The following is a 12,356-nucleotide window of genomic DNA, read 5'->3' as shown; positions in this document are numbered from 1 at the left end:
TTGCTGTTGAAATTGCTGATTCTCGATCGGGACGGGGTGATCAACTACGACTCCGACGCTTACATCAAGTCGGTGGCAGAGTGGATTCCACTGCCCGGCTCGATCGAAGCCATCGCGCAGTTGAGCAAGGCCGGCTGGACGGTAGCGGTCGCTACCAACCAGTCGGGCATCGCTCGCGGCTATTACGACCTCGCCACCCTCGACGCCATGCACGAGCGCTTGCGCGCGCTGGTGGCGGAGCAGGGCGGTGAGGTCGGGCTGATCGTCTACTGCCCGCACGGGCCGGACGAAGGCTGCGAATGCCGCAAGCCGAAACCGGGGATGTTGAAAACCATCGCCGCCCATTACGACGTCCCGCTGGCGAACCTGTGGTTCGTCGGCGACAGTCTCGGTGACCTGGAAGCCGCCAAAGCCGTCGATTCTCAGCCCGTTCTGGTGAAGACCGGAAAAGGCGAGAAGACGTCAGCCAAGGCACTGCCGGTGGGCACCCTGATTTTTGACGACCTTGCGGCGGTTGCCGCGCAACTTATCCACAATTAGAGTGCTTTCGAGTTCCTGACCAGGGATTGTTCGGGAGTGCGCTTTATATAGACGGGCAAAGCCCGCACGGTAAACGTCGCCATGTCGATACTGCAGGCCATCAGAATTTTCCTCTTTTACCTGCTGCTGGGCACCAGCTCCTTGCTCTGGTGCAGCCTGAGCTTTTTTATCGCGCCGTTCCTGCCATTCAGGGCGCGCTATCGTTTCATCAACGTGTACTGGTGCCGTTGCGCCTTGTGGTTGAGCAAGGTGTTTCTGGGCATCCGTTACGAAGTCAAAGGCGCCGAAAACGTGCCCGAGCAGCCCTGCGTGATTCAGTCGAATCATCAGAGCACCTGGGAAACGTTCTTCATCTCGGCCTACTTCGAGCCGTTGAGCCAAGTGCTCAAGCGCTCGCTGCTGTACGTGCCCTTTTTCGGCTGGGCCATGGCCATGCTGCGACCGATCGCCATCGATCGCGACAACCCGAAAGCGGCGCTCAAGCAAGTGGCCAAGCGAGGCGACGAACTGCTCAAGGATGGCGTCTGGGTGCTGATCTTCCCTGAAGGTACACGCGTCCCCTACGGCTCGATCGGCAAGTTCTCCCGTGGCGGCACCGCACTGGCGGTCAACGCCGGGCTTCCCGTACTGCCCATTGCGCACAACGCCGGCAAATTCTGGCCGAAAACCGGCTGGGCCAAGAAGCAGGGCGTGATCACCGTCCTCATCGGCAAGCCAATGTTCGCGGAGGGCAGCGGTCCCCGTGCGATTGCCGAGCTCAATGATCGGGTTCAGGGCTGGAACGAGCAGATGCAGCGGGACATTGGCGCGCTTCCACCGCTGCCGCAAGCGCCGGGCACCGACAATGAAATGGTTAGCTGATGATTTGTGGATAAGCTGTGTACTGTTTCTCGGATATCTTCGCTGAAACGTCTTTAAACCACTGATTTATATATATATTTCTACGAGTCATAAAATTCGGAAAAACGTGCATAACTTTTTTCTGACGCTTCGGAACACCGGCCTACCAAGCGCCGGTTTTTTGCCATAAAAAAGGCCAGCGCAATGCGCTGGCCTTTTTTGTTTTGCGGGTTGCCCAGGATCAGAAATCCAGGTTGGACACCGCCAAGGCATTGCTCTCGATGAAGTCACGACGAGGTTCGACCGCATCACCCATCAGGGTGTTGAAGATCTGATCCGCGCCAATGGCGTCTTCGATGGTCACCTTGAGCATCCGGCGTACGCTTGGGTCCATGGTGGTTTCCCACAGCTGATCCGGGTTCATTTCGCCCAGACCTTTGTATCGCTGAATGGTGTGACGCTTGGTGCTTTCAGTCATCAGCCATTCAAGGGCTTCCTTGAACTCGGTGACGGCTTTCTTGCGCTCGCCGCGCTGGACGTAGGCACCTTCGTCGAGCAGGGTGCTCAACTGTGCCCCCAGCGAAACGACGGTCTTGTAGTCGTTGCTGCCGAAGAAGTCGCGGTTGAAGGTGACGTAGCTCGACAGTCCGTGGGAAGTCAGTTCGACTTCCGGCAGCCACACGCCACGCTCGCGGTCTTCACGCAGGCTGGCCTTGTAGACCAGGCCCGATTTCTCGACGGTGCGCAGTCGAGTTTCATACTGGGTCAGCCATTCCTGCATCGCGGCGTGGTCGCCGAGTTTTTCCAGGCTGACGGCCGGCAGGTAGATGAAGTGCTCGGTCAGCTCCTGCGGGTACAGGCGCGACAGACGCTTGAGGGTCTTCATGACCATGCGGAAGTCGTTCACCAGACGTTCCAGCGCTTCACCGGAGATGCCCGGGGCGTCTTCGTTCAGGTGCAGGCTCGCATCTTCCAGGGCCGACTGCGTCATGTACTCTTCCATGGCGTCGTCGTCTTTGATGTATTGCTCTTGCTTGCCTTTCTTGACCTTGTACAGCGGCGGCTGGGCGATATAAATGTAGCCACGCTCGATCAACTCCGGCAACTGACGGAAGAAGAAGGTCAGCAGCAGGGTACGGATGTGCGAACCGTCGACGTCAGCATCGGTCATGATGATGATGTTGTGATAACGCAACTTGTCGATGTTGTACTCTTCGCGACCAATGCCGCAGCCCAGCGCAGTGATCAAGGTGCCCACTTCCTGGGAAGAGATCATCTTGTCGAAACGCGCCTTCTCCACGTTCAGGATCTTGCCCTTGAGGGGCAGGATGGCCTGGGTCCGACGGTTACGACCCTGCTTGGCGGAACCGCCAGCGGAGTCACCTTCCACCAGGTAGAGTTCGGAAAGGGCAGGGTCCTTTTCCTGGCAGTCAGCCAGCTTGCCCGGCAGGCCAGCGATGTCCAGCGCGCCTTTGCGGCGAGTCATCTCGCGCGCTTTACGGGCGGCTTCACGGGCACGCGCCGCGTCGATCATCTTGCCGACGACCAGTTTGGCTTCGTTCGGGTTTTCCAACAGGAAGTCGGAGAAGTACTTGCCCATTTCCTGCTCGACCGCCGTCTTCACTTCGGAAGAGACCAGCTTGTCTTTGGTCTGGGAGCTGAACTTCGGATCAGGCACCTTCACCGAGATGATCGCGGTCAGGCCTTCACGGGCGTCATCACCGGTGGTGGCGACCTTGTGCTTCTTGGCCAGGCCTTCCTGCTCGATGTAGTTGTTCAGGTTACGCGTCAGCGCCGAACGGAAGCCCACCAGGTGAGTACCGCCATCGCGCTGTGGAATGTTGTTGGTGAAGCACAACAGGTTCTCGTTGAAGCTGTCGTTCCACTGCAGGGCGATTTCGACGCCGATGCCGTCTTCACGCTGGATGTTGAAGTGGAACACCTGGTTGACCGCGGTCTTGTTGGTGTTCAGGTACTCAACGAACGCACGCAAGCCGCCTTCATATTTGAACAGCTCTTCCTTGCCGGAGCGCTCGTCCTTGAGGACGATACCGACACCGGAGTTGAGGAAGGACAGTTCACGAATGCGCTTGGCCAGGATGTCCCAGCTGAAGTGAATGTTCTTGAAGGTTTCGCTGGAAGCCTTGAAGTGGATCTGGGTGCCCGTGGTGTCGCTGTCGCCAACGATGGCCATCGGTGCCTGCGGCACACCGTGAACGTAGGTCTGTTCCCAGATCTTGCCGCTACGGCGAACGGTCAGGACCAGTTCTTCGGACAAGGCGTTCACGACCGACACACCTACGCCGTGCAGACCGCCGGATACCTTGTAGGAGTTGTCGTCGAACTTACCGCCGGCGTGCAGCACGGTCATGATGACCTCAGCTGCGGAAACGCCTTCTTCCTTGTGCACGTCTACCGGGATGCCACGACCGTTGTCGCGAACGGTGATGGATTCGTCCGGGTGAATGATGATGCTGATGTCGTCACAGTGGCCGGCCAAAGCTTCGTCGATCGAGTTATCGACCACCTCGAACACCATGTGGTGAAGACCGCTGCCATCGTCAGTGTCACCAATGTACATACCGGGACGTTTGCGCACGGCATCCAGGCCTTTCAGCACTTTAATGCTCGATGAGTCGTACGTATTTTCTTCGCTCAATGCCTTCACTCCCGATGGTCGTGGGTCTGGGTGATACGGCCCTGTTCCACGTGGAACAGAGCGACCGGCGTTTCCGTCTGCCAGCCGTCCCTCAATAATTCGTGATCTACACAGGTGATGAACACCTGGCAGCGTAAGTCTTCCAACAAGCGGCAAAGCGCGCGACGGTGCTGCTCGTCCAGCTCGGACGGCAAGTCATCCACCAGATAAATACACTGCCCGCGCCGGGCCTGGCTGACCAGATGCCCCTGGGCAATCCGCAATGCACAGACCACCAGCTTCTGCTGACCGCGGGACAATATGTCCGCTGCGTTGTTCGCACCCAATCGGAGGCGCAAATCAGCACGCTGTGGTCCGGCCTGGGTGTGACCCATTTGCTGATCCCTCTGCAGGGAACCGGAGAGCACGGCACTCAACTCGCGATCCTTGTCCCAGCCTCGGTAGTAGCTGAGCGTCAAACCCTCGAGCTCAACCAATTCGCTCAAGGTCTGTTCAAAGACTGGTTTCAAGGCTTTGATATAGGCGCGGCGGTATTCATCGATTTCAGCGCTGGCCTGGCACAGTTCCCTGTCCCAAACCGCTTGCGAAACGGCGTCAAGTGTACCATGTCGCAGCCAAGAGTTTCTCTGGCGCAGGGCCTTCTGCAAGCGTTGCCAGGTCGACATGAATCGCGGTTCCACGTGGAACACACCCCAGTCGAGAAACTGTCGGCGAATTTTCGGCGCGCCTTCCAGCAAGCGGAAGCTGTCCGGGTTGATCAGTTGCAAAGGCAGGATCTCTGCCAGCTGAGCAGCGCTGCGGGCGTTCTGCCCGTCGATGCGGATCTGGAATTCGCCTTGGCGATCTCGGGAAATGCCCAAAGCGCTCTGCCCACCCTCGGCCAATTCAACCTGGCCAAACACCGTGCACGCCAGTTGCTCATACTGGATGACGGGCAACAGACGGGTGCTGCGAAACGAGCGGGCAAGCCCCAGCAGGTGAATGGCTTCCAGAACACTGGTTTTGCCGCTGCCGTTAGCGCCGTAAAGAATGTTGATGCGGGGGGAGGGGGAGAAGGTCACCGGGTGCAGATTGCGCACCGCGGTGACCGAGACGCGACTTAAGGACATCTAGTTTCTGCTGATTACAGACGCATCGGCATGACGACGTAGGCCGAGTCATCATTGTCGGACTCTTGCACCAGCGCACTGCTGTTGGAGTCGGACAGGATCAGGCGGACCTGCTCGGTGGTCATCACGCCCAATACATCGAGCAAGTAGCTAACGTTGAAACCGATCTCCAGGTTACCGCCGTTGTACTCAACGCCAACCTCTTCTTCCGCTTCCTCCTGCTCCGGGTTGTTGGCCTGGATTTTCAGCTGACCATTGGCCAGTTGCAGACGGATGCCACGATATTTTTCGTTGGACAGAATCGCAGTACGGCTGAACGCTTCGCGCAATGCCTGGCGGTCACCCAGCACCACTTTATCGCCGCCCTTGGGCAGTACACGCTCGTAATCCGGGAACTTGCCGTCGACCAGCTTCGAGGTAAAGGTGAACTCGCTGGTGGTGGCGCGAATATGGTGCTGGCCCAGGACGATGCTGACATTGCCATCCGGTTCGGTGAGCAGGCGCGCCAGTTCAAGGATGCCTTTGCGCGGTACGATCACCTGGTGACGCTCCTGCTCACCGATATCGGCCTGCATCGAGCACATCGCCAGTCGGTGTCCGTCGGTGGCCACGGCGCGGATGACACCGGTGGCCACCTCGAGCAACATGCCATTGAGGTAGTAGCGCACATCCTGCTGAGCCATGGCAAAGCTGGTGCGTTCGATCAAGCGACGCAGCTTGCTCTGCTCCAGGCTGGTGGTCAGCGAGCCCGGGCCTTCTTCCACTGTCGGGAAATCGTTGGCAGGCAACGTCGACAGGGTGAAGCGGCTACGGCCAGCCTTGACTACCAACTTCTGCTCGTCGACCTTGATGTCGATCAGGGCTTCGTTCGGCAGGCTTTTGCAGATGTCCATCAGCTTGCGCGCCGGCACGGTGATGGAACCTGGATCAGCAGGCTCTTCAAGTTCGACACGACCGACCAGCTCGACTTCCAGATCGGTACCGGTCAGCGACAGTTGCTGGCCTTCGACAACCAGCAGCACGTTGGAGAGCACCGGCAAGGTCTGGCGGCGCTCGACGACGCCTGCGACCAGTTGCAGGGGTTTCAACAGGGCTTCGCGTTGAATGGTGAAATGCATGGTCTAGTCCCTTGCCTTAATAAGCTGCGCTGGAGTTCATCAAGTGGTCAGTGTACGCAGCAGGTTCTTGTAGTCCTCGCGGATGTCCGCGTCGGATTCCTTGAGCTCGTTGATCTTGCGACAGGCGTGCAAAACCGTGGTGTGGTCGCGGCCGCCAAACACATCGCCAATTTCCGGCAGGCTGTGGTTAGTCAACTCCTTGGACAACGCCATGGCAACCTGACGCGGACGTGCGACCGAGCGTGAACGACGCTTGGACAGCAGGTCGGAAATCTTGATCTTGTAATACTCAGCGACAGTGCGCTGAATGTTATCCACAGAGACCAGCTTGTCTTGCAGCGCCAGCAGGTCCTTCAGGGATTCGCGAATCAGCTCGATGGTGATATCTCGCCCCATGAAGTGCGAGTGAGCGATGACGCGTTTGAGCGCACCTTCCAGCTCGCGGACGTTGGAGCGAATCCGCTGGGCAATGAAAAACGCCGCATCGTGAGGCAGATCGACTTTGGCCTGGTCGGCTTTTTTCATCAGGATCGCGACGCGGGTTTCCAGCTCCGGTGGCTCGACGGCCACTGTCAGGCCCCAGCCGAAGCGCGATTTCAGGCGTTCTTCCAGACCTTCGATTTCCTTGGGGTAGCGGTCACTGGTGAGAATGACCTGCTGACCGCCTTCGAGCAGCGCGTTGAAGGTGTGGAAGAACTCTTCCTGGGAGCGTTCCTTGCGGGCGAAGAATTGAATGTCATCGATCAGCAATGCATCCACCGAACGGTAGAAGCGCTTGAACTCGTTGATGGCGTTCAGTTGCAGCGCCTTGACCATGTCGGCCACGAAACGCTCGGAATGCAGGTAAACGACCTTGGCATTCGGGTTCTTCTTCAGCAGGTGATTACCCACCGCGTGCATCAAGTGGGTCTTACCCAGGCCGACACCGCCATAAAGGAAGAGCGGGTTGTAGCCATGCTTGGGGTTGTCGGCCACCTGCCAGGCGGCTGCCCGCGCCAGTTGGTTGGACTTGCCCTCGACGAAGTTCTCGAAGGTGAACGTGCGGTTCAGGTAGCTGGTGTGCTTGAGCGCACCTTCAACCTGCACGGTTCTCTGTTCGGAACGTACCGGAGCCTGTTGCGAACTTGCGCCGGCCATCGGGTCGAAGCTGTCCCGCGAGGGTTCTTCATCGACGTGCGCCACATTCTGGGTGGACGGCTTTGGCGTAGCTGCCGGAGCAGACACCGGGGCCGGAGCACTGGCCGGCGCTTGCGCGGCCTGCGCCTGGGACGCGGCGGCGGCCAGCGGTGCATTCGGTGCCGCACGAGGGGCCGAACTGCGTTTGCTGCCTATTAACAAGGAAAGCGCAGGCGCCAGGCCATTGCCATGCTCATCCAGCAGTTCGAGGACACGACCCAGGTACTTTTCATTGACCCAGTCGAGAACAAAGCGATTGGGCGCATAGACGCGCAACTCGTCGCCTTCGGCTTCGACCTGTAGTGGACGGATCCAAGTGTTGAATTGTTGGGCAGGCAGCTCATCGCGCAAAAGCTCCACGCACTGCTGCCAAAGTTCCACTGACACGGACATCCCCTAAGTTGAAAGCCGGTGAGGCAAAAACAAGCGGCCATTGTAGCGAGCAGACGCGGACTTATCCACACGAAGGTTGTTCGCGTGGCACGAAGAATCAACGTTTTATACGCAAAAAAGACGACCAGCGGTCTGTGCATAAGCTCTGTGGATAACCGACCTTGAGATCATTGCACAACCCGAGGGAAAACTCGGTGGATAAACCATCTGTGGATAAGTGACCCTTTCGCGCACAGCTTATCCGACCCTGCAGCACAGGCTGAACACGGTTTTCCACGGTAGTTGTCATTCTCTGTACATCACGTTTCATAAGGCCTGCTGATGGTTATCCACAGATAACGGCTGCCTAAGCTTCTATAAGCTTTACAGAAAAGCTTTAAATACTTTCCTTTCTTATTTTTATATTTGCCCGGCGCTGACGGCGAGCGGTGATCGCTGGAGATCTATTTATAAGGAAACGCTGGTTGGAAATTGACCTAGAGGCTTGCTTTCTCTAGAATCCCCGGTCTCTTAAAACGGGGGCCATTCCGGCCCGTTGTGGACGAACCAGGTAACACGACATGAAACGTACTTTCCAACCAAGCACTATCAAACGCGCTCGTACCCACGGTTTCCGTGCTCGCATGGCTACCAAGAACGGTCGTGCCGTCCTGTCGCGTCGTCGCGCCAAAGGTCGTGCGCGTCTGGCAGTTTGATAATCCGGCACTGCAGGTGAGTCAGGACTTCAGTCGGGAAAAGCGTCTGCTTACACCCCGGCATTTCAAGGCAGTCTTTGACTCCCCTACCGGCAAGGTTCCGGGGAAAAATCTCCTGCTCCTTGCGCGCAACAACGATCTTGATCACCCCCGTCTAGGGCTGGTTATCGGGAAAAAGAGCGTAAAGCTCTCTGTTGAGCGCAATCGCCTCAAACGTCTGATGCGCGAATCGTTCCGTCTGAACCAGGACGCCCTGGTCGGTTGGGACATCGTTATCGTCGCGCGCAAAGGTTTGGGTGATGTAGAAAACCCCGAATTGATTCAGCATTTCGGCAAGCTCTGGAAGCGTCTGGCGCGCAGCAAGCCAGTACCAGCAGTCAACACCGAAACTGTAGGGGTAGACAGTCCCGATGCGTAAACTGGCACTCGTTCCGATCCAGTTTTATCGCTACGCCATTAGTCCTCTGATGGCCAGTCACTGTCGTTTCTACCCCAGTTGTTCCTGCTACGCGTTGGAAGCCATCGAAAATCATGGCCTTCTGCGCGGTGGCTGGCTGACCTTTCGTCGTTTAGGTCGCTGTCACCCGTGGAGTCCCGGTGGTTATGACCCGGTTCCACCTATCCCTACCTCCCGTTCTTCTTCGATGGCCGAGTAATCATGGATATCAAACGCACGATCCTGATCGTCGCCCTGGCAATCGTGTCCTACGTTCTGGTTCTTAAATGGAACCAGGATTATGGCCAGGCTGCCCTGCCGACTCAGAATGTTGCATCCAGCACGACCGCACCGGGCCTCCCGGATACGGCCACTGGCAATAATGCTACTGTCAGTGACGACATTCCCCGCGCCGCAAGCGATACCACGGCACCCGCTGAAACACCGGTGGCTGTCAGCAAGGATCTCATCCAGATCAAAACGGATGTGCTCAACCTGGCTATCGATCCACAGGGTGGTGATGTTGCCCAGTTGACGCTGCCGCTGTATCCGCGTCGCCAAGACCATCCGGACATCCCGTTCCAGTTGTTCGATAACGGCAACGAGCGGACTTATCTGGCCCAAAGTGGCCTGATCGGCACCAACGGTCCGGATGCAAACCCGGCCGGTCGTCCGGTTTACTCGTCGGAGAAGAAGGTTTATCAACTGGCTGACGGTCAGGACCAATTGGTCGTGGACCTGAAGTTCAGCAAGGACGGCGTCAACTACATCAAGCGTTTCACCCTGAAACGTGGCCTGTACGACGTGACTGTCACCTATCTGATCGACAACGAAAGCGCCCAGCCATGGTCGGGTGCAATGTTCGCGCAATTGAAGCGTGACGCCAGCTCCGATCCTTCTTCCAGCACTGCCACCGGGACCGCGACTTACCTGGGCGCCGCCCTGTGGACAAGTTCCGAGCCGTACAAGAAAGTGTCGATGAAGGACATGGACAAGGCTCAGTTGAAGGAAACCGTCAGCGGTGGTTGGGTTGCCTGGCTGCAACACTACTTCGTGACCGCGTGGATTCCGGCGAAGGGCGAAAACAACGTCGTCCAGACCCGCAAGGACAGCAAGGGCAACTACATCATCGGTTACACCGGTCCTTCGCTGACCGTTGCTCCGGGTGCCAAGGCTGAAACCAGTGCCATCCTCTACGCCGGTCCGAAAAGTCAGGCGGTGCTCAAAGAGTTATCCCCAGGCCTGGAACTGACCGTCGACTACGGCATTCTGTGGTTCATTGCTCAGCCGATCTTCTGGTTGCTGCAACACATCCACGCGATTGTGGGTAACTGGGGCTGGTCGATCATCTTCCTGACCATGCTGATCAAAGGGATCTTCTTCCCGCTGTCGGCCGCCAGCTACAAATCCATGGCCCGCATGCGTGCCGTTGCGCCGAAACTGGCTGCCCTGAAAGAGCAGCACGGCGATGACCGGCAGAAAATGTCGCAAGCCATGATGGAGCTGTACAAGAAAGAGAAGATCAATCCGCTGGGTGGTTGCTTGCCAATCCTCGTGCAGATGCCGGTATTCCTTTCGCTGTACTGGGTTCTGCTGGAAAGCGTTGAAATGCGCCAGGCGCCGTTCATGCTGTGGATTACCGACCTGTCGATCAAGGATCCGTTCTTCATCCTGCCGATCATCATGGGCGCGACCATGTTCATCCAGCAGCAGTTGAACCCGACGCCTCCGGATCCGATGCAGGCCAAGGTCATGAAAATGATGCCAATCATCTTCACGTTCTTCTTCCTGTGGTTCCCGGCGGGTCTGGTACTGTACTGGGTAGTGAACAACTGCCTGTCGATCGCCCAACAGTGGTATATCACTCGTAAAATCGAAGCGGCTACCAAAGCGGCTGCCTGATTTACACTGTGGATAACCACTCAAAACGCCCCCTAGTGGGGCGTTTTGCTTTTCGTCACTTTTGTCTGGATACCGGTTTATGAGCGTTCCTCGTGAAACCATTGCCGCCGTTGCCACTGCTCAAGGGCGTGGTGGTGTTGGCATCGTGCGTCTTTCCGGGCCTTTGGCCAGCGTGGCGGCCAAGGCTTTCAGCGGTCGCGAACTCAAGCCGCGTTTTGCTCACTACGGACCGTTCCTGGGCGAAAACGACGAGGTCCTGGATCAGGGCATCGCCCTGTATTTCCCGGGGCCGAACTCGTTTACCGGCGAAGATGTGCTGGAGTTGCAGGGGCACGGCGGACCGGTCGTTCTGGATATGTTGCTGCAGCGCAGCCTGCACCTGGGTTGTCGACTGGCGCGGCCGGGCGAATTCAGCGAGCGGGCGTTCCTCAACGACAAGCTCGACCTGGCTCAGGCCGAAGCCATCGCCGACCTGATCGAGGCCAGCTCCGCACAGGCTGCCCGCAACGCGCTGCGTTCGCTGCAGGGGGCTTTTTCGGCGCGTGTGCATCACCTCACCGAACAACTGATCAGCCTGCGCATCTACGTCGAGGCGGCGATCGATTTCCCGGAAGAGGAAATCGATTTTCTGGCCGATGGCCATGTGTTGAGCATGCTCGACAAGGTCCGCGACGAGTTATCCACAGTCCTGCGCGAAGCCGGGCAGGGCGCCTTGCTCCGCGATGGCATGACCGTGGTGATCGCCGGCCGACCCAACGCCGGTAAATCCAGCTTGCTCAATGCGCTGGCCGGCCGGGAGGCGGCCATCGTGACCGAGATTGCCGGTACCACCCGGGACGTCCTGCGTGAACATATCCACATTGATGGCATGCCCCTGCACGTGGTCGACACCGCCGGTCTGCGCGATACCGATGATCATGTGGAAAAGATTGGCGTAGAGCGCGCCTTGAAAGCCATTGGCGAAGCCGATCGCGTGCTGCTGGTGGTGGACGCCACCGCACCCGAAGCGCTGGACCCTTTCGCGTTGTGGCCGGAGTTCCTCGAAACCCGCCCGGATCCGGCGAAAGTCACGCTGATCCGCAACAAGGCCGACTTGACGGGGGAAACGATCGCTCTGGATGTCAGTGAAGATGGCCACGTCACAATCAGCCTCAGTGCCAAGTCTGCCGGGATGGGCCTGGAGTTGCTGCGTGAACACCTGAAGGCCTGCATGGGTTACGAGCAGACGGCGGAAAGCAGCTTCAGTGCTCGCCGGCGTCACCTCGAGGCCCTGCGTCACGCCAGTGATGCGCTCGAGCACGGTCGATCCCAACTGACGTTGGCGGGGGCGGGGGAATTGCTGGCCGAGGACCTGCGTGTCGCTCAGCAATCGCTGGGCGAAATCACCGGCGCTTTCAGCTCCGATGATCTGCTCGGGAGAATCTTTTCCAGTTTCTGCATCGGTAAATGATGACGAGCGCTGTGGACAACTTATCCACAGCGCTCTTT

The 12,356-nt window shown here is 58.1% G+C and carries 11 protein-coding genes; 7 read left to right on the top strand and 4 right to left on the bottom strand.

The annotated features are described in order from the left end of the window. A complete protein-coding gene (gene gmhB, locus QIW53_RS11985; protein ID WP_371049824.1) occupies window positions 1-540 on the top strand; it encodes a D-glycero-beta-D-manno-heptose 1,7-bisphosphate 7-phosphatase in 540 nt (179 codons plus the stop codon). An 81-nt stretch (window positions 541-621) separates the two neighbouring features. Beyond that, window positions 622-1,401, top strand: a complete 780-nt coding sequence (locus tag QIW53_RS11980; RefSeq protein ID WP_371049823.1) for a lysophospholipid acyltransferase family protein — start codon at window positions 622-624, stop codon at window positions 1,399-1,401. A 220-nt stretch (window positions 1,402-1,621) separates the two neighbouring features. On the opposite strand, the gene gyrB is transcribed toward QIW53_RS11980, so the two are convergent. The 4 genes from gyrB to dnaA are packed head-to-tail and all read right to left on the bottom strand — an operon-like array spanning window position 1,622 to window position 7,829. Continuing rightward, window positions 1,622-4,039, bottom strand: a complete 2,418-nt coding sequence (gene gyrB, locus QIW53_RS11975) for a DNA topoisomerase (ATP-hydrolyzing) subunit B (protein WP_371049822.1) — start codon at window positions 4,037-4,039, stop codon at window positions 1,622-1,624. A gap of 5 nt (window positions 4,040-4,044) precedes the next feature. Next, a complete protein-coding gene (recF, locus tag QIW53_RS11970; protein ID WP_192307250.1) occupies window positions 4,045-5,148 on the bottom strand; it encodes a DNA replication/repair protein RecF in 1,104 nt (367 codons plus the stop codon). Window positions 5,149-5,162: 14 nt separating this feature from the next. Then, entirely contained in the window at window positions 5,163-6,266 is a 1,104-nt protein-coding gene (gene dnaN / locus QIW53_RS11965; RefSeq protein WP_371049821.1) for a DNA polymerase III subunit beta, read from the bottom strand. A gap of 39 nt (window positions 6,267-6,305) precedes the next feature. Then, window positions 6,306-7,829: a chromosomal replication initiator protein DnaA gene (gene dnaA, locus QIW53_RS11960; protein WP_371049820.1), complete on the bottom strand. Its 1,524-nt coding sequence runs from the start codon at window positions 7,827-7,829 to the stop codon at window positions 6,306-6,308. 566 nt (window positions 7,830-8,395) lie between these two features. Between dnaA and rpmH the strand changes: the two genes are divergently transcribed. From rpmH to mnmE, 5 genes are all read left to right on the top strand, one after another. After that, window positions 8,396-8,530 carry a 50S ribosomal protein L34 gene (rpmH, locus tag QIW53_RS11955; RefSeq protein ID WP_003213577.1) on the top strand — a complete coding sequence of 45 codons (135 nt, stop codon included), beginning with the start codon at window positions 8,396-8,398 and terminating at the stop codon, window positions 8,528-8,530. A gap of 16 nt (window positions 8,531-8,546) precedes the next feature. Then, on the top strand, window positions 8,547-8,948 hold the full coding sequence (rnpA, locus tag QIW53_RS11950) for a ribonuclease P protein component (RefSeq protein WP_371049925.1): 402 nt from the start codon (window positions 8,547-8,549) through the stop codon (window positions 8,946-8,948). Then, window positions 8,941-9,186 (top strand): membrane protein insertion efficiency factor YidD, encoded by a 246-nt coding sequence (yidD, locus tag QIW53_RS11945; RefSeq protein ID WP_371049819.1) that lies wholly within the window; start codon window positions 8,941-8,943, stop codon window positions 9,184-9,186. The genes rnpA and yidD overlap by 8 nt, the downstream gene beginning before the upstream one ends. Before the next feature lie 2 nt (window positions 9,187-9,188). Next, the gene (yidC, locus tag QIW53_RS11940; RefSeq protein ID WP_371049818.1) at window positions 9,189-10,868 is read left to right on the top strand and encodes a membrane protein insertase YidC; all 1,680 of its coding nucleotides are present in this window, start codon (window positions 9,189-9,191) and stop codon (window positions 10,866-10,868) included. Between the two features lie 79 nt (window positions 10,869-10,947). Then, window positions 10,948-12,318, top strand: coding sequence for a tRNA uridine-5-carboxymethylaminomethyl(34) synthesis GTPase MnmE (gene mnmE / locus QIW53_RS11935; RefSeq protein WP_371049817.1), 1,371 nt, complete (start codon window positions 10,948-10,950; stop codon window positions 12,316-12,318). The last annotated feature ends 38 nt before the right edge of the window (window positions 12,319-12,356 follow it).

Source organism: Pseudomonas fluorescens (assembly GCF_041354075.1).
GTDB lineage: Bacteria > Pseudomonadota > Gammaproteobacteria > Pseudomonadales > Pseudomonadaceae > Aquipseudomonas > Aquipseudomonas fluorescens_CE.
Note: the sequence above shows the minus strand (reverse complement) of the source record. Positions and strands in the feature narration are given on the sequence as shown.